The organism is Salegentibacter sp. BLCTC, assembly GCF_015143665.1.
Classification (GTDB): domain Bacteria; phylum Bacteroidota; class Bacteroidia; order Flavobacteriales; family Flavobacteriaceae; genus Salegentibacter; species Salegentibacter maritimus.
On the sequence record NZ_WYEW01000014.1, the window covers coordinates 47,881 to 66,303 of the forward strand.

Below are 18,423 nucleotides of genomic sequence, written 5' to 3' on the forward strand. Positions count from 1 at the left end.
GATAAGCATTGATGAGAAACTTAGAAATTAATTTGTGCCATTGAATTTAATTTTCAATAGAGAAATTTTAGCCGGTAAATCAAATAATAAGTCGGTTATTTTTGGAGAAGTTATCAGCATATAAAAACAGGTTATAAACAGTATTTTTATTTCTAATTATCCAAATAAGATATTAAGAGTCGATTATTAACTTTTGTTAAGTAAATATTAAAATACCAAGATTTTCAGTTCCTTACAGTTTTAGAAGTATGTTAATAAGTTGTTATCAAACTTAACTAACTTAAAAACCAAGAAAAGCTCAAAAAAATTATGCCACAAATTAACAGCCTATAATAATCATTAGTTTTAATTTTTAAAAAAAGAAGAAAAAAAGATAATTATATATATTGTTAATAACATTGACTGCTATGCTAAAAAATAAAATTTGGTTGATTTTTAAAATTGATGAGAGAGGTATAAGGCTTAAAGAACTACGAACAAATAACCTATACTGAAAGTAGGTAGAAATATAGTTTATAGAGGTCTTAAGTGTCTGTTTTTAAGTGTTTTGAATTAATTTAAATAGTAAACCGGTTTTTTAGAATAACTAACTGTTTGATCCATATACAGTTGGGCAGATTTGATATTAACTTTGTTTTTTCGGTTTAAGGAAATATTTATAGATAAAGCAAATCCTATCAATCCAAAGAGAAAAATAAGAACAAAAAGGAGTGATATTCTTTTAGCTTTATTCATACAAACAAGATTAAAAAGTATTTCAAAGATGGGGCTAAAGCAAGTAATTAAGCTTAAATTAAAATTAAGAAAAAATTAAGTATTTGCACTTCTCTTAATTCCTGATTTACAAAAATTAAGGGTTTTCACTTAGTCATTATTCTGTGTTAATGAAATGTGAATTTTTTTAAATAAAGATCATTTTTAGCCTGCTTAACAAAACTTTAATCTCAAATACCTGTAATGTAATGCAGAAGCCTTAATTTTATACTTTAAATATTGAAATGAGTAAAAAGAAAAAAAACAAATCCCAATACCAGGGTAATCTTTCCAAAAGTATTTTAGATATCCTAAGAAAGGATGCAGGAAAAACCTTTAATTACAAGCAAATTGCTGCTAAACTGGGTGTTAACGACGCCAGGAGTAGAAATAATATAATAAAGAAATTAGCCCAATTGGCTGCAAAGAAGCAAATAGAGGAAGATGGGCGCGGAAAATTTAAAATTGCAAAAAGTAACGATTATTACCGTGCAGTGATAGATATGACTACAAAAGGTTATGCCTATGCGATGGTAGACGAATTAGAAGATGATGTTTTTATCTCTGCCAGGGACCTAAACACTGCTTTTAATGGTGATGAAGTAGAAATTTACATTTATAACCGAAGGCGAAGTAAAAAGTCTGAAGGTGAGGTAACAAAAATTGTAAAAAGAAAAAGAACCGAATTTGTAGGGGTTCTTGAAATGCAAAAAGACTTTGGATTTGTAGTAATGTCAGATCCAAAAATGTATACCGATATTTTTGTTCAAAAGAACAAAATGGGTGAGGCGAAAGATGGCGATAAAGTAGTTGTAGAACTAGAAGAATGGCCCGAAAAGGCCGATTCTCCTTTTGGTAACATTGTTCAGGTACTGGGTAAACCGGGAGAACATCATACCGAAATTCACTCTATTCTTGCCCAATATGGTTTACCCCACGAATTTCCGGAGGAAATAGAAGAATTTGCAAATAAAATAGATACTTCTATCAAGCCAGACGAAATCAAAAAACGTAGGGATATGCGAGATGTATTGACTTTAACCATAGATCCTGCCGATGCCAAAGATTTTGACGATGCTTTAAGTTTTCAAAAATTAGAGAATGGCAATGTAGAAGTTGGAATTCATATTGCCGATGTTTCATATTATTTGCAACCCGGTACCATACTGGACGACGAAGCTTACGAACGTGCCACTTCGGTTTACCTGGTAGATCGAGTAGTGCCTATGTTACCCGAAGTGCTTTCTAATAATGCCTGTTCTTTAAGGCCAAATGAAGAGAAATATACTTTTTCGGCGGTTTTTGAAATAGATAAAAATAACAAAGTAGTAAACGAGTGGTACGGTAGAACGGTCACTTATTCGGATGCCCGATTTGCTTACGAAGAAGCACAGCAAATTATTGAAACCGGCAAAGGGGATATTCCTGAGGAAATTTCTATTCAGGACAAGGCCTATACCGTTAAAAATGAAATTGTTGAAGCAATTTTAACAATGGATAAGATGGCTAAAAAAATGCGTTCGGTTAGGATGCGTCAGGGTGCTATTTCTTTTGATAAAGTAGAAGTGAAATTTCAACTGGATGAAGAAAACGATCCTGTGGGGGTTTACTTTAAAACAGCCAAAGATGCCAATAAGCTTATTGAAGAATTTATGCTTTTGGCAAACCGAAAAGTGGCTGAATTTATTGGGAAACAGGAACAAAAGAAAACCTTTATTTATCGTTGTCACGACGAACCCGATGAAGAAAAATTGGTTTCTTTAAACAATTTGGTATCAAGATTTGGCCACGGTTTAAACCTTAAAAACCGAAAAACCGTTTCTTCTTCTTTAAATCAGTTATTAAAAGATGTTCAGGGAAAGAAAGAACAGAATTTGGTAGATACCCTGGCCATTAGAACCATGAGTAAAGCTTATTATGGTACCGAAAATATTGGCCATTATGGCTTGGCTTTCGACTATTATTCGCATTTTACTTCGCCTATTAGAAGATATCCAGACGTGATGGTACATAGGTTGTTACAGCGTTATCTAGACGGAAAGGATTCGGCAAAAGAAGAGGAATACGACGAAAAATGCCATCATAGCAGCGAAATGGAAAATCTTTCTTCTAATGCCGAAAGGGATTCTATAAAATATATGCAGGTGAAATTTATGCAAGATCACCAGGATAAGGAATTTCTGGGGGTTATTTCGGGAGTAACAGATTTTGGTATTTTTGTAGAAGTTATCGAGAATAAGTGTGAGGGGATGATTCGCCTGCGGGACATTGAAGGCGACCATTACGATTTTGATGCAGATAATTATGCTATTGTTGGTAGAAAAACAAAAAAAGTATATCAGCTTGGTGATGAGGTGATTGTAAAAGTTAAAAATGCCGATTTAGTAAAAAAACACCTGGATTTTACCTTAATTGGTAAGAAAGAAGAATAAACCTAAAAGCCCGGCAGATTGTGATAGGTGAATACTAAAAAAATATAGATTCACCTTAAACTTATTTTAGAAATTAATTCGTTGATATTAAAATAGGAATAGTTGAACTCGTTTCAGCTTCACATAAAACATATAAAGATGAAAAATTATTTTTTAGTACTGTTTTTGTTAAGTGCTGGTATGCTAAGCGCACAGGAGTTAACGCAGGATTTGGAAGACTTTAATGAAATTAAAGTTTATAACGGATTGGATGTTATTTTAAAAGAAGGTTCGCAAAATAAAGCAACTGTTACCGGTGAAAATAGAACCGATGTAAAATTTAAAATTGATAATGGAATTTTAAAAGTAAGGATGAGTATTGATGAAATTCTAGATAACGATGATACTCAAATCACCATTCAATTTAAAAACTTAGAGAAAATAGATGCCCGTCAAAACGCTTCCATAGAAATAAGTTCTAAACTAAAGCAGGAGTTACTTCATCTTAATGCCTCAGAAGGCGCCGATATTTTTGCCGATGTAAATCTTAAAAATTTGTATGTAGATGCTAACACGGGTGCGCAAATAGAAGTGCAGGGCAAAACCAAAGATCAGGAAGTAGATATCAATACAGGTGGAAAGTTTTACGCCAAAAATCTACTTTCTGAAAATACCGAAATTAGTATAAATGCAGGTGGAGTTGCCGATATTACTGCTAGTGAAAAAGTAGAAGCAAAAGTGAGGGCAGGAGGCACGGTAAACGTATATGGTAATCCTAAAACCATAGACCAAAATACCTTGTTTGGCGGTAAAGTAGTTAGAAAAAACTAAAAGTTTACATTTGTAAAATAATACAATTGTATGTTTCAGGATGTACTAGCAGCCTTACCTTTAGGTCTTTTTTTAGCTTTTTTATTAGGTCCGGTTTTCTTTGTATTACTGGAAACCGCCGCCATTAAAGGATTTAGAGCTGCTTTTGCGTTTGATGTTGGAGTAATTCTTGCCGATATTGTTTTCCTTTTAATCGCTTATTTAAGTACTACAAAATTACTTTCCCGTATTAAAGACGATCCTGCTTTATTTCTATTTGGCGGTATGATTCTCGCTACATACGGTGTTATGAGCTTTGTACAGACTAAAAAAGTACTTAAGCAGGACGATGATACCCCCGAGATAAGAAAGCTCAGTAAAAGCGATTATTTTGGCTTAGCCGTAAAAGGATTTCTACTTAATTTTATCAATATAGGCGTGTTGGGTTTCTGGTTGGGTTTAATTATTGTCTTTGGCCCAAAACTCAATATGGAGCAGGATAGAATAATGGTTTTCTTCGGAAGTGTTTTAGGTACTTACCTTGTACTGGATATTTTTAAAATTCTACTAGCCAAAAAATTAAACCGAAAACTCACACCCACCAGGATTTATCTTATGAAAAAAGGAATTAGTGTTTTACTAATTGTATTTGGCGGTGTTCTTATATTTCAGGGGGTATTTCCAAACCAGGTTGATGGTATTAAAGATCAAATTGAATCTATTACCCCAAACGATAGCATTCCTGATTAAACCTAATTTCCGGATATATAAAATTTTTCTGATTCAATTTTTTTGGCAGCGCCAAAGGGTATAATGCCCAGAGGTAGTTTACTAAAATTAAGGCATAAAAAAAGCTCCTTTAAATAAGGAGCTTTTTTGAGGCATCGAGCGGATTCGAACCGCTGTACAAGGTTTTGCAGACCTCTGCCTAGCCACTCGGCCACGATGCCCTGTTTAAGGGTTGGCAAATGTAATAAAAATTTTAAGTTTAAAAAATAAAACTATCTCCCAGCTTCAAGATGATTATGCGATTTTAAAATGACTCTTAATTTAAGTCAAAATTTTATGATTCCTACACCGCTTTTAACCTAAAACTAACGGGATTTACTTCTAATAACACTCACCATAGCCACATTCCCACCAATGGGAGGATTAATTTTAGAAACTTCTACCTTTACCTTTTGTACCAGTATTATTTCATCTAAAACGCGATTTAAAATTCGTTCGGCCACGGTTTCCAAAAGTTTAGATCTAATGGCCATTTCTTCTTTTACAATCTTATTTAAATGTACATAGTCTATGGTATCTGCCAGGTTATCGGTCTTGGCAGAGTGAGATAAATCGCCTTTTACTTTAAGGTTTACACGATAATCACTTCCTATTTTCCCTTCTTCATCAAGGCAGCCGTGGTAGGCAAAAACCCGAATATTTCTTAATTTTATACTTCCCAAAAGATTATTTTTTATTGAATACTGGCGTTTTTTATGCCGTATTATTTCTTAAAAATACACAAGAATAGCTTGCAAAGATAAGTTGGCAGGTGCATACTATCAATTTTATTAATGAATAAGTTTTTCGCCAATTATTCCTATTAAAAAACCAAGGTTTGCGCCAAGTGCCGGTAACCAGGTTTTTTTCAATGTAACATTTGGGGCAATATCCTGAAAAATTAAATATAATATTCCTCCACTGGCAAAAGTCATAATAGCTGCAGTTACTTTTGGCAAATCCTGAAGTAAATAAAATCCGGTAACAGCGCCGATTATTCCCATAAAACTTAATAAAAATAGGATGCTAAGTGCTTTTTTAGGTTCAAATTTATTGGCTATAAGATCCTGGTAGGAATTAAATGATTCGGGTAAATTTTGAAGTCCGATAAAAATCGCCAATAACATACCTGTTTTTCTATCGTTAGCAAAAATAGCTCCCAGGGCAAGGGCTTCAGGAATAAAATCTAATAACATGGCTATAAGTTGGGAATACCTGCTGCCAGATTGTTCTATTTTTTTATCCAGATAAAAGAAAATCAAAGCGCCTGCTGCAAAACACAGAATGAGTGGCCCTAATTCTAATTCTTCTATTCCCTTAGGAATTAGCACCAATGCAAGAGCAGCTAAAATAATACCCCCACCAAAGGCAATAACAAAATGATTAACTTCTTCAGTTCGTCTATTGTTAGAAAATTTCTTCCAAAAGAAATAGGATAATACCCCTCCAAAAAATACAGTAATTCCGGAAAAAGCCGCATAAAAAATGATACGTAAAATTTCTGGCATACTAAGTTTTTGATTTTTCTTATAGATTATAAATATATTATTTCTTGTTTTGGAAAGCTTGGGCCGGGCGATCTATTTTTTGGTAACTTTGCGCTTTATCACCTCAAAAAAGGGATATAGAAAATTATAAATAATTGTGTGATTTAACTTCCCAAACCCGGAAGTTCCTGATATTATAAATTATGGCCGAAGAAAAAAAAGGACTCAATTTTATTGAGCAAATTATAGAAGAAGATCTTCAAAATACCCACAAAAGAGAAGAATTAAAATTCAGGTTTCCACCAGAGCCCAATGGTTACCTGCATATTGGGCACGCTTCTTCTATTTGTCTCAATTTTGGTTTGGGAGAAAAATATAATGCTCCCGTAAATCTTAGATTTGACGATACCAATCCTATCAAAGAAGAGCAGGAGTATGTAGATGCCATTAAAGAAGATGTGTTGTGGCTGGGATTTAAATGGGAGAAGGAATGTTATGCCTCAGATTATTTTCAGCAGTTATACGACTGGGCTGTTGAAATGATTAAGAATGGCGATGCGTACGTAGATAGCCAAACTTCTGAAGAAATTGCCTTGCAAAAAGGAACTCCTACTGAACCCGGGAAGGAAAGTCCCTATAGAAAACGTTCTGTAGAAGAAAATCTTGAGCTTTTTGAGCAGATGAAAAATGGCGAAACTCCCGAACGTGGCCACGTTCTAAGAGCCAAAATAGATATGGAATCACCTAACATGCTTATGCGGGATCCGGTGATGTATAGATGTTTACATAAAAACCACCATCGTACCAACGATAACTGGAAAATTTATCCAATGTACGATTGGGCCCACGGAGAAAGCGATTTTATTGAAAGTATTTCTCATTCTTTTTGTACTCTAGAATTTTTACCACATCGCGAATTGTACAATTGGTTTATTGAAAAAGTTAGTAAGGAAGGGGAATTGAAGCCCAAGCAACGAGAATTTGCAAGAAGAAACCTAAGCCATACCGTAGTAAGTAAACGAAAGCTTATGCAATTGGTAGAAAAAGGCGTGGTAAAATCCTGGGATGATCCTAGAATGCCTACCATTTCGGGATTAAGAAGAAGGGGCTATACACCAAATGCTATTAGAAAATTTGCCGATTCTATAGGAGTTGGAAAACGCGAGAATATGATAGACGTGGCACATTTAGAATTTTGTGCCCGTGAAGATCTTAATAAAACAGCACCACGGGTTATGGGTGTTTTAGATCCTGTAAAATTAGTAATTACTAATTACGACGAAGCTAAAGAAGAGTGGTTGGAAGCCGAAAATAACCCGGAAGATGAGTCGGCCGGGAGCAGGGAACTGCCCTTTTCAAGAGAGCTTTATATAGAAAAAGAAGATTTTAAAGAAAGTGCCAATAGAAAGTTTTTTAGGTTAACCTTAGGAAAGGAAGTTAGGTTAAAGAATGCCTATATAATAAAGGGCGAAGATGTTGTAAAAGATGCCGAAGGAAATATAACCGAAATTCATTGTACGTACGATCCAAAGAGTAGGAGTGGAAGTGGGACCGAAGAATCTATGCGAAAGGTAAAGGGCACCTTGCATTGGGTATCTGCCAAACACGCACTCGAAACCGAGGTAAGGCTTTACGACCGTTTATTTAGTGTAGAAAATCCAGATGGCGATAAAGAAAAAGACTTTATGGAATTTGTTAATCCAGATTCTCTTAAAGTAATAAATGCCTATGTAGAACCTAGTTTAAAAACGGCCGGGATTCAGGATAAATTTCAGTTTCAACGCATCGGATATTTTTGTGTAGATAAAGAATCTAAAGAAGGGCAGCCTATTTTTAATCGCACAGTAGGCTTAAGAGATTCCTGGGCAAAAAAGAAATAAGTTGGTGTTGATTTGGTTAAGTTGCTTTTTAAGAATAATTTAGTAAAGCATTTTAACATATTAACCGGTTATTAACAGCATTCGCTTTATCCATCTTGTATATTTGGATTTAGTATTAACTTAACTAATAAAAAACTATTATGGCAAATACAGGAAATACACTATTAGCATTGATTACCGGGGCTGCAATTGGAGCTGGTATAGGTATATTATATGCTCCCGATAGCGGTGATAAAACCCGTAAAAAATTGAAGGATGAGTCTAAAAAAGCTCAGGATAAACTGAATAAGAAGTATGCTGAAACTTCTTCTAATTTAACCGAAAAAGCAAAGCAAGCTCGTGTAGATTTTGAAACGCGTTTAGAAGAAACCCTTTCCTCAGCAAGTCATAAGGCCGATGATATTCTTTCGGCTATGGAAACTAAATTGGAAGAGCTTAGAAAGCAAAATGCCAAATTACAGAAAGACGGGGATGGAAAAGATAAACCTAACAAAGCAGTAGTATAGAGAAACATTTTTATGGCTTTTGAAAAACTATCTAATAGTATAGATGAGTTAAATTATAATTTAAAGGCATTTGCACATAGCAATTCCGAATATTATAAACTCCAATTCTTTAAACAGGCAATGAAAGGGGCTACAGGTCTCGTGTTTGGTATTTTATTGGGTATTTTTTTCATTTTCGCCGTAATCCTCGTTTCCGTGGCATTGGCAATTTTAATTAGCCAGGCTATTGGTTCTCCCAGTGCCGGTTATTTTATTGTTGGAGGTTTCTATTTTTTAATTTTTATATTAATCTTTCTTTTCGGAAAAAAACCAATTGAAAAATTACTGTTGGTAAAGGCTTCAAGGAAATTTTTTAATGACTAACTATTATGAAGGAATACAGTTCATTTAAAGAAATAGATAGGGATTTGGAAATTCTGAAGCTACAAACAAAAATAGATCAGGAAGAAATAAAATTGAATGTAGCGCAGGTTAAAAGCTCGCTATCTCCCTTATCCCTTGCCGGAAGTATGTTTGGATCAATTTTACAAAAAGCTCTAATACTTAAAGCCGTAACAAAGATTACCGGGTTAAAGAAAGTAACCGCTAAAGTAAAGACTTAGACCACTTCTTATAGATATTGAAGAAAGGTTTGAAAGTTTATTTTTCCCATCAACTCGAACTTGTTTCAGAGCCTGCTCCGGAATTTGTTTGGAGTTCTAAAAAGTTAGATTCTGAAATAAATTCAGATTGACTTATGATAGAAAAATAAAGCTTCAAACCTTTTTTATTTGGTACCGCCAAAGGGTATAATATCCAGAGGTTTGCCTAGAAATTAAAAATTTGTTTTCAATGAATACCTTGTGGGCTTGCACTGAGAGGTACTTTACTTACGTAAGAAGAGTTTTATTTATCTCCTTTTCGAATTATCCTGATCCTTTTTTCCCTGTTCAATTTCTTCATTTTTCTTGCGCATAGCTTCTCCAATTTGGTTAGATGCTGTAAAAGAGGCTACCATATTATTTAGCATATCGCTTCCCGCCTGTGGGGAATTAGGTAATAAAATAAGATTGCTGTTGGTTTCTTCACCAATGGCCTGCAAAGTATCGTAATGTTGGGTTACCACAATTAGAGCTGATGCCTCCTGAGAGTTTATCCCAACATTATTTAGTACATCTACACTTTCTTCAAGGCCTCTGGCAATTTCCCTTCTCTGGTCGGCAATTCCCTGCCCTTGTAAACGTTTGCTCTCTGCTTCGGCTCGTGCTTTGGCAACAATGCGTATTCTTTCGGCCTCTCCTTCGTATTCTGCGGCCACTTTCTCGCGTTCTGCCGAGTTTATTCGATTCATGGCTTGCTTTACCTGTTCGTCGGGATCTATGTCTGTTACAAGCGTTTTAATGATGTTATAACCATAATCTTGCATAGATTGATTGAGCTCACGATTAACCGCAATGGCAATATCATCTTTGCGTTCAAAAACATCATCCAAAATCATTTTTGGAACTTCGGCCCGCACTACATCAAAAACATAGGACGTAATTTGATCTGATGGGCTTTCCAGTTTATAGAAAGCATCGTATATATTGTTTCTAATTACCTGAAATTGTACCGAAATTTTTAGCTTAACAAATACATTATCCTTGGTTTTGGTCTCTACCAACACATCAAGTTGCTGTACCTTTAAATTAATTCTACCGGCAATTTGGTCTATTACAGGAATTTTTAAATGAAGTCCGGAGTTTTTAATACTTCTAAATTTTCCAAAGCGTTCAATGATCGCGGCTTTTTGCTGTCGCACGGTAAAAATCCCGCTAAAAAGAATCAATAGTATTAAAATAATAGCAATGGGGAGAAAAAGATAACTAAGCATAGTAGAATTTTATAGTTTGATTGTTCCCTAAGATAGTGAAACTTTGCTCGATAATTGAGTTTAAGATTACAGGGCTTGCCTATAAATCAAATTATATTTTCCAAAAATAATGGCTAGGGGTTCCCAGCAGGTAGTTTAGTTAGCTATGCGGTAGAGGTTAAGAATAAAAAATAGGCTGTTTAAAAAACCTAGAAAAGGTCGAAGCTGTCTGAAAAGGTTTTAAAACCGTCATCTTGAATTTATTTCAAAGCCTGCCCCGATTCTTTATCGGGGATCTAACGTGTTGGTAATTAAAAATATGTTAGAAGCTGAAACAAGTTCAGCTTGACGATATAATACAGTTTTCAAACAGCCTACTTTTATATGTAAACCTGAATTAATTTATCCCAGTGTTTCTATTGCTTTTTGCAAGCGGGAAATACTTTCTTCTTTGCCTATCATTTCGGCAATTTCGTAAAGATCGGGTCCCTGCATAGCACCCACCAGGGCTAACCTAAAAGGCTGCATTACTTTTCCAAAACCAACTTCTTTTTGTTGTATCCAGGCTTTTACTTCGGCCTGTACGGCTTCGGCTTTAAAATCTTCCTGTTCTTTTAATACCTCAGTTAATTCCTTCATCAAACTGGCCGTACCTTCTTTCCAGGCTTTTTTTGCATTTTTAGGATCGTATGAAGTAGGGGCAATAAAGAAAAAATAACCTTGTTCCCATATATCATTTACAAAAACAGCACGCTCTTTCATTAAGCTTACTACTTTTAAAATATAGACCGGATCAGCTTCAATTTCCTTTTTCTCAATTATTTTCTCCAGTTTTTCAGCGATTACTTTAGCATCAGCTTCCTGCATATAATGTTGCTGGAACCATTTGGTCTTCTCCGGGTCAAATTTTGCCCCAGCTTTATGTACACGGCTTATTTCAAAAGCTTCAACCAGTTCGTTTAGTTTAAAGAATTCCTGTTCAGTCCCCGGATTCCATCCTAAAAAGGCCAGCATGTTGGTAACAGCTTCCGGAAAATAGCCATCTTCTCTATAGCCTGCCGAAATTTCTCCTGAATTTGGATCTTTCCATTCCAGTGGAAATACCGGGAAACCTAACTTATCTCCATCTCTTTTGCTTAATTTACCTTTTCCCTGTGGTTTTAAAATAAGTGGTAAATGGGCAAATTTAGGCGTATCCCACCCAAAAGCTCGGTATAACATAAAATGAAGCGCTAACGATGGCAACCATTCTTCACCACGTATTACGTGAGAGATTTTCATTAAATGATCGTCTACAATATTCGCTAGGTGATAGGTTGGCATTCCATCACTTTTAAATAGAACTTTATCGTCTAAAGTGCTGGTATCAATTTCCATTTCACCTCGAATTTCATCTGATATGTGAAGCATTTCATCTTCTGGAGATTTAAACCTTATTACATAATTCTCATCGGCATCTAACTTATCTCTCACTTCATCTTCAGAAAGGGCAAGGGAATTCTGCAATTTCATGCGGTTATGCCAATTGTAGATAAAAGTTTTCCCATTTTCTTCATGCTCTTTTCTATGTGCATCTAATTCTTCGGCAGTATCAAACGCATAATAGGCCAAATCTTTTTTTATAAGTTCTTCGGCATATTTTTTATAAATATCTTTGCGTTCACTTTGGCGGTAGGGACCATAATCTCCTTCTTTCCCCGGACCTTCATCAAAAGGAATTCCGCACCAATTTAGGGATTCAACAATATAATCTTCGGCGCCTTCTACATATCGGTTTTGATCGGTATCTTCTATACGCAATACAAAATCTCCCTTATGTTTTTTGGCAAATAAATAATTATATAAAGCCGTTCTAACCCCTCCAATATGTAAAGGGCCGGTTGGACTTGGCGCAAAACGCACGCGAACTTTAGCAGGCATATGTTATTTTGTTTTTTTAATTGCAAAGATACAACCTTATTAAACGAAACCTAATGAGAGTCTTATCAATACTCCGTAGAAATTACTGCATAATCTAGATTAACCCCGATGACTCTATCGGGACTTTTAGCCTTGGCTTAAAACAAAAAACTTTCCGTTTAATGCCTCGATGGCTTGCTACGAGATAATTTACCTCCGCTAAAATTGTTGTATTTTTAAGCTTTGATTATGGAAAATTTTAAACAAATTAAAGGAAAGTTGGCAGGCTTTATCAGGAAGTTTTACCTGAATAAATTGCTAAAAGGAGTAATCTTATTCCTGGGCATTGGCTTGCTTTATTTTTTGGCGGTTTTAGCTATTGAACATTATTTTTGGCTGGAACCGGCAGCAAGAACTTTTCTTTTCTGGATTTTTATTGGGGTAGAGGCAATGCTTTTGGGCTACTTTGTTTTAATGCCTATAACCAAACTTTTTAAATTTTCTAACGGAATAAGCAATGAAGAAGCTTCAAAAATAATAGGAGCACATTTTCCTGAGGTGAATGACAAATTATTGAATATACTTCAGCTAAAAAAAGATACGCAACAATCGGAATTATTATTAGCAGGAATAGAACAAAAATCGGCTCAATTAAACAAGGTTCCTTTTACCCGAGCCGTAGATTATAAAGAGAATAAAAAATATTTAAAATACGCTTTATTTCCACTGATTTTGATTTTAGGTCTTTTGGTAAGCGGCAATATAAATCTTGTGGCTGCGCCTCTGAACCGACTGGCAAAATATAACACTCAATTTGAAGCCCCTGCACCATTTGAATTTATAATTTTGAATGATTCTTTAAAGGCCAGGGAATTTTCTGAATATAAAATCCTGGTAAAAACAAAAGGAGATATTATTCCCGAAAAGCCTGAAATTTCTTACAACAACCAAACCTATTTTTTAAAACAAATCGCGCCCGGAAATTTTGAATATACATTTAAACGACTTCAGAATGATTTGCAATTTAGATTACATGCCAATGGAATAAATTCTAAAACTTACACGCTTAAAACATTAAAAGTACCCAAATTATTAGATTTCAATTTAAAACTTACTTATCCCAATTATATAGGAAGACGAAGCGACAGTATAAATGGTTCAGGAAATATAACTGTTCCGGAAGGCACAAAAATTACCTGGGATTTTATGACCAGAAATACTGGAATAGTAAATTTTTCCACTAAAGATTCGTTGATAAAATTAACGGTTCAAAATACAAATGTTCAGTATTCCCAAAGCCTTTATTCTAATTTAAACTACAGTCTTAGTACATCAAATACTTCCATTAAAAACTTTGAAGCAATAGACTACTCTATAAATGTAATTAAAGATGAATATCCCAAAATTGAAATTCAGCAGAAAATAGATAGTATTGACGGTCGTACCCAATATTTCTATGGTAAACTTTCAGATGATTATGGTTTAAATAGCTTGAATTTGATTTATTATATTGATAATAAAGAAGATAGCCTTAAAAAGCAGGAAATTTTAATTTCTAAAGCTGCTTTTGATGATTTTCACTATACGTTTCCCGGAAATTTAGATTTAATACCGGGTGAGACCTATAATTTTTATTTTAAAGTTTGGGATAACGATGGGGTGAATGGAAGTAAGAGCAGCAAAAGTTCGGTTTTTAGTTATAGAAAACAAACCGCGGCCGAAATAGAGGAGGAGCAATTAGAAGAGCAGGGCGAATCTATAAATAAACTTAGCGAAAGCCTGGAGAATATAAAATCTTCAGAAGAAGAGTTGGAGGAACTCAATAGGCTTCAGAAGGAAAATAAAAACCTGGATTATAATCAGCGTAAAAAACTTGAAAATTTTATTCAGCGACAAAAGCAACAATCCGAAATGATGCGAAATTATTCTGAAAAACTCAAGAATAGCTTTGAGCAAAATCAGGATGAATTCAATACAAATTCTCCCGAAGAAGAAGAATTGAAAAAGCGTTTAGATAGAAATGAAAAGCGCTTACAGGAAAACGAAGCCTTATTAGATGAATTACAAAAAATAGCCGATAAGATTAACCGGGAAGACTTAGGAGAAAAATTGGAAGAATTGTCTAAAAGAAATCAAAGTGAAGAACGAAATTTAGAGCAACTTCTGGAATTGACGAAGCAATATTATGTAGAAGAAAAACTACAAAAATTATCCAAGGATTTATCTGAACTTTCAGAAAGACAGGAGAAATTATCAGAAAATTCTGATGTAGATAAACTTAAAAAACAGCAGGAAATTTCAGCAGAATTTGATGAATTCCGTGAGGAAATGAATCAGTTGGAAAAGGATAATAGCCAATTGCAAAAGCCAAAAGATCTTCCCAGGGATGATGTTGACGAAGAAAGTATAGAAAAGGAATTAAAGGAAGCAGAAGAGAATATTGAAAGAGGTAACGAGCAAAAGACAAAAGAGAAGCAAAAAAATGCTGCACAACAAATGGAAGAAATGAGTCGAAAAATGCAGCAGCGTGCTATGCAACAAAGTGGAGAAGCATTAAAAGCAGATATCGAAACACTACGACAAATATTGGATAATTTAGTCACCTTTTCTTTTCAGCAGGAAGATTTGTTTGAAGTTTTTAGTAAGATTGATATAGACAACCCGGGCTATGCTTCTAAGCTTAGAAGGCAAAGCGATCTTCGAGAAAATTTTATACACATAGACGATAGTTTGTATTCCCTGGCCTTAAGCAACCCTATGATTACAGAGAATATAACAAAAAATTTAACCGATATTGAATTTGAAATTGATAAATCCCTGGAACGGCTGGCAGAAAATGAATTGTCTCGTGGCACGGCCAGTCAACAATATGTAATTACCGGTGCTAACGATTTGGCCGTTATGTTAAGTGAAATTTTAGCTATGATGCAACAACAGGCCAATTCGCAATTAGGAAAAGGGCAGGGGGAGCAGTCAGATTTTCAACTTCAGGATATTATTAAAAAACAACAGGAAATTAATAAAGATTTCCAGGAACAGCAACAGCATAGAAATGGAGAACAGCAGGAAGGTAAAAGGCCCGGAGAGGGAATGGGGGAAGGAGAAATGGAACAACTCTATGAAATTTATAAAGAACAGCAACAACTCAGGCAAAGATTGCAGGACTTAAATAAGAAAAATGGGTCTGTAAAGGGCAAGCAAATTGAAAGGGAAATGAGGAAGGCTGAAGAGCAATTGCTTAACAAAGGCTTTGATGCTAAAAATCTTCAGCAATTGCTAAAATTGGAACACCAACTAATGGAATTGGAAGATGCACTTTTGCAACAGGGAAGAAATAACAAACGGGAATCTGATACCAGCCAAAAGGAATTTAATAATTCTGCTAAAGATCAAAGTATTAAGGCTAAAGAATATTTTAATTCTATCGAAATTTTAAATAGACAAAGCTTACCTTTGCGGCAAATTTATAAACAAAAAGTAAAAAATTATTTTGAGCGAACAGATAATTAATTTTTATTCGGAGAACGATTTTGAACTTCAGGAGGAGAGCAAGATTGATTCCTGGATAAGAAATGTAATTTCTTCAGAGGAAAAGGATCTGGGGGAAATCAATTATATTTTTTGTGATGACGATTATCTGCATAAGATCAATCTTAAATTTTTAAATCACGACACCTATACCGATATTATCTCGTTTGATAATACCGAAGGGAATGAGCTTAATGGTGATATTTTTATTAGTACAGATAGGGTGGTTGAAAATGCTAAGGAATACAATGTTGAGTTTAACCAGGAAATAAAGCGGGTTATGGCTCATGGTATTTTGCACCTATGTGGATATCGTGATAAAACTGAAAGTGAAGCTGCTTTAATGCGACAGAAGGAAGACGAAAAGATTGCATTGTTCCACGTGGAACAATAAATTTAGAAAGAAGAAATTTTATGTTCGAAAGTGAATATGATGTTATAGTTGTAGGTGCTGGGCACGCAGGAAGTGAAGCTGCGGCTGCGGCTGCTAATATAGGTTCAAAAACCTTATTGGTAACCATGAATCTTCAAAATATAGCGCAAATGAGTTGCAATCCTGCTATGGGTGGAATTGCAAAAGGACAAATTTTGCGGGAGATCGATGCTATGGGTGGCTATAGCGGCTTGGTGAGTGATACCAGTGCTATTCAGTTTAAAATGCTAAATAAATCTAAGGGTCCCGCTATGTGGAGTCCCAGAGTGCAAAGCGATAGAATGATGTTTGCAGAGCATTGGCGATTACGCCTGGAGCAAACACCTAATTTAGATTTTTATCAGGAAATGGTAGCCGGTTTAATCCTGGAAGGAGATAAAATAAAGGGAGTGAAAACCTCACTTGGTTTAGAAATTAAAGCTAAATCTGTAGTCCTAACCAACGGTACTTTTTTAAATGGTTTAATTCATATTGGCGATAAGAATTTTGGTGGGGGTAGAGCAGGAGAAAGAGCTGCTACCGGTATTACAAAAGATTTGGTTGATGCAGGTTTTGAATCGGGGAGAATGAAAACCGGAACTCCTCCAAGGGTTGATGGTAGGTCTTTGGATTATTCTAAAATGATAGAACAACCCGGTGATAATCAACCTGCTAAATTTTCGTTTTTAGACGAAACTAAGCCTTTAGAAAAACAGCGTTCCTGTTATATGACTTATACTTCTCCTGAAGTACATGATATTCTTAAAGATGGCTTTGATAGATCGCCTATGTTTAATGGGAGAATTCAAAGTATAGGTCCTAGGTATTGTCCAAGTATTGAGGATAAAATTAATCGTTTTGCCGATAAAGACAGGCACCAGCTTTTTGTAGAGCCCGAAGGTTGGAATACTGTTGAAGTATATGTAAACGGTTTCTCTACATCGCTTCCGGAAGATATACAATTTAAAGCTTTGCGCTCTGTGGCTGGCTTTGAAAATGTGAAATTCTTTAGACCCGGTTATGCGATTGAATACGATTATTTCCCGCCAACGCAATTAAAGCATACTCTGGAAACTAAACTGGTAGATGGTTTGTTTTTTGCCGGTCAAATTAATGGAACTACCGGTTACGAAGAAGCCGCTTGCCAGGGTTTAATGGCCGGTATAAATGCCGCATTAAAAGTTCAGGAGAAGAACGAATTTATCATTAAAAGAAATGAGGCATATATTGGGGTGCTTATAGACGATCTTATAACAAAGGGTACTGAAGAACCTTATAGAATGTTTACTTCTCGTGCTGAATACAGAACCTTGTTGCGTCAGGATAATGCCGATTTTAGATTAACCGAACGCTCTTATAAATTAGGTTTGGCATCTGAAGAACGTATGCGGAAGATGGAGGAGAAGAAACAGAAATCTACCGATTTTGTAAAATTTCTAAAAAATAAAAGTGTTTCTCACGACGATGCAAACCCTATTTTAGAGGCGAATAATTCTTCGCCTATGAAACAAAGTGATAAGATTTTTAAAATATTTTCACGGCCTAATATCACCATGAGTGATGTTCGAAAATTCCCGGGGGTAGAGGAATATATTCAAGAGAATAATTTGAATACCGAGATTTTAGAACAAAGCGAAATTCAGGTAAAATATTCCGGTTATATTGAAAAAGAAAAAAATAATGCCGACAAATTGAATAGGTTGGAGGATGTAAAAATTCCTCAAGGGTTTGATTATTCTAAGATAAAATCTATGTCGTTTGAGGCCAGGGAAAAATTAAAAAAGGTGCAGCCTACTTCAATCTCACAAGCCTCAAGAATAAGTGGGGTAAGTCCTAACGATATTTCGGTTTTGTTGGTTTATATGGGGAGATAATTTAAATGTTCCACGTGGAACAAGTCTAAAAAATTGAAGCTTAAAAGCTGTATTTATTAGTACTAATAAATACAGCTTTTAAGGAAGAAGTATGTTTAACTGATTTTAAAATTTTAGCTTGGTTCATAACTCAAATATTCAATCTCGATTCTTGTTTAATTCTAAAATGGATTAGGTTACAGAATTAATTGGAATCTTATAAAATTGAATAGCAACCTAAAACTATATTAAAAATCTAAATAGAGATCGCTATTTTATTTGCGT

General features: G+C 34.9%; 14 protein-coding genes and 1 tRNA gene. 10 read left to right on the forward strand and 5 right to left on the reverse strand.

Translation table 11 applies throughout. The features are described 5' to 3' along the window. Positions 1 to 998 precede the first annotated feature (998 nt). The 3 genes from rnr (at position 999) to GUB10_RS15045 (ending at position 4,724) form a co-directional block, all read left to right on the forward strand. Entirely contained in the window at positions 999 to 3,185 is a 2,187-nt protein-coding gene (gene rnr / locus GUB10_RS15035) for a ribonuclease R (RefSeq protein ID WP_193712287.1), read from the forward strand. A 138-nt stretch (positions 3,186 to 3,323) separates the two neighbouring features. Next, complete coding sequence (locus GUB10_RS15040; protein WP_193712288.1) at positions 3,324 to 3,995, forward strand: head GIN domain-containing protein; 672 nt, start codon at positions 3,324 to 3,326, stop codon at positions 3,993 to 3,995. A gap of 30 nt (positions 3,996 to 4,025) precedes the next feature. Next, complete coding sequence (locus GUB10_RS15045) at positions 4,026 to 4,724, forward strand: LysE family translocator (RefSeq protein ID WP_193712289.1); 699 nt, start codon at positions 4,026 to 4,028, stop codon at positions 4,722 to 4,724. A 129-nt stretch (positions 4,725 to 4,853) separates the two neighbouring features. Here the strand turns inward: GUB10_RS15045 and GUB10_RS15050 are convergent. From GUB10_RS15050 to GUB10_RS15060, 3 genes are all read right to left on the reverse strand, one after another. Continuing rightward, positions 4,854 to 4,924, reverse strand: a tRNA-Cys gene (locus GUB10_RS15050). Positions 4,925 to 5,068: 144 nt separating this feature from the next. Then, entirely contained in the window at positions 5,069 to 5,425 is a 357-nt protein-coding gene (gene folB / locus GUB10_RS15055) for a dihydroneopterin aldolase (protein WP_193712290.1), read from the reverse strand. Positions 5,426 to 5,533: 108 nt separating this feature from the next. Next, positions 5,534 to 6,250: a ZIP family metal transporter gene (locus GUB10_RS15060; RefSeq protein ID WP_193712291.1), complete on the reverse strand. Its 717-nt coding sequence runs from the start codon at positions 6,248 to 6,250 to the stop codon at positions 5,534 to 5,536. A 182-nt stretch (positions 6,251 to 6,432) separates the two neighbouring features. Here GUB10_RS15060 and GUB10_RS15065 point away from each other — a divergent pair, with 182 nt between their 5' ends. From GUB10_RS15065 to GUB10_RS15080, 4 genes are all read left to right on the forward strand, one after another. Continuing rightward, positions 6,433 to 8,109, forward strand: coding sequence for a glutamine--tRNA ligase/YqeY domain fusion protein (locus GUB10_RS15065; RefSeq protein ID WP_193712292.1), 1,677 nt, complete (start codon positions 6,433 to 6,435; stop codon positions 8,107 to 8,109). A gap of 140 nt (positions 8,110 to 8,249) precedes the next feature. Then, on the forward strand, positions 8,250 to 8,615 hold the full coding sequence (locus tag GUB10_RS15070; protein ID WP_193712293.1) for a YtxH domain-containing protein: 366 nt from the start codon (positions 8,250 to 8,252) through the stop codon (positions 8,613 to 8,615). A gap of 12 nt (positions 8,616 to 8,627) precedes the next feature. Continuing rightward, entirely contained in the window at positions 8,628 to 8,978 is a 351-nt protein-coding gene (locus GUB10_RS15075; RefSeq protein ID WP_193712294.1) for a phage holin family protein, read from the forward strand. Positions 8,979 to 8,983: 5 nt separating this feature from the next. Beyond that, positions 8,984 to 9,217 carry a DUF6327 family protein gene (locus tag GUB10_RS15080; protein WP_193712295.1) on the forward strand — a complete coding sequence of 78 codons (234 nt, stop codon included), beginning with the start codon at positions 8,984 to 8,986 and terminating at the stop codon, positions 9,215 to 9,217. A gap of 287 nt (positions 9,218 to 9,504) precedes the next feature. Here GUB10_RS15080 and GUB10_RS15085 read toward each other — a convergent pair whose 3' ends face one another. Both GUB10_RS15085 and gltX read right to left on the reverse strand, forming a co-directional pair. Further along, the gene (locus GUB10_RS15085) at positions 9,505 to 10,467 is read right to left on the reverse strand and encodes an SPFH domain-containing protein (protein ID WP_193712296.1); all 963 of its coding nucleotides are present in this window, start codon (positions 10,465 to 10,467) and stop codon (positions 9,505 to 9,507) included. 381 nt (positions 10,468 to 10,848) lie between these two features. Then, entirely contained in the window at positions 10,849 to 12,366 is a 1,518-nt protein-coding gene (gene gltX / locus GUB10_RS15090) for a glutamate--tRNA ligase (RefSeq protein ID WP_193712297.1), read from the reverse strand. A 228-nt stretch (positions 12,367 to 12,594) separates the two neighbouring features. Between gltX and GUB10_RS15095 the strand changes: the two genes are divergently transcribed. From GUB10_RS15095 to mnmG, 3 genes are read left to right on the forward strand one after another with little or no spacing between them, the layout of a single operon-like run. Next, positions 12,595 to 15,855 (forward strand): DUF4175 family protein, encoded by a 3,261-nt coding sequence (locus GUB10_RS15095; RefSeq protein WP_193712298.1) that lies wholly within the window; start codon positions 12,595 to 12,597, stop codon positions 15,853 to 15,855. After that, positions 15,848 to 16,267, forward strand: a complete 420-nt coding sequence (ybeY, locus tag GUB10_RS15100) for an rRNA maturation RNase YbeY (RefSeq protein ID WP_193712322.1) — start codon at positions 15,848 to 15,850, stop codon at positions 16,265 to 16,267. Before GUB10_RS15095 ends, ybeY begins: the two co-directional genes overlap by 8 nt. Before the next feature lie 20 nt (positions 16,268 to 16,287). Then, complete coding sequence (gene mnmG / locus GUB10_RS15105; RefSeq protein WP_193712299.1) at positions 16,288 to 18,159, forward strand: tRNA uridine-5-carboxymethylaminomethyl(34) synthesis enzyme MnmG; 1,872 nt, start codon at positions 16,288 to 16,290, stop codon at positions 18,157 to 18,159. Positions 18,160 to 18,423: the final 264 nt, after the last annotated feature.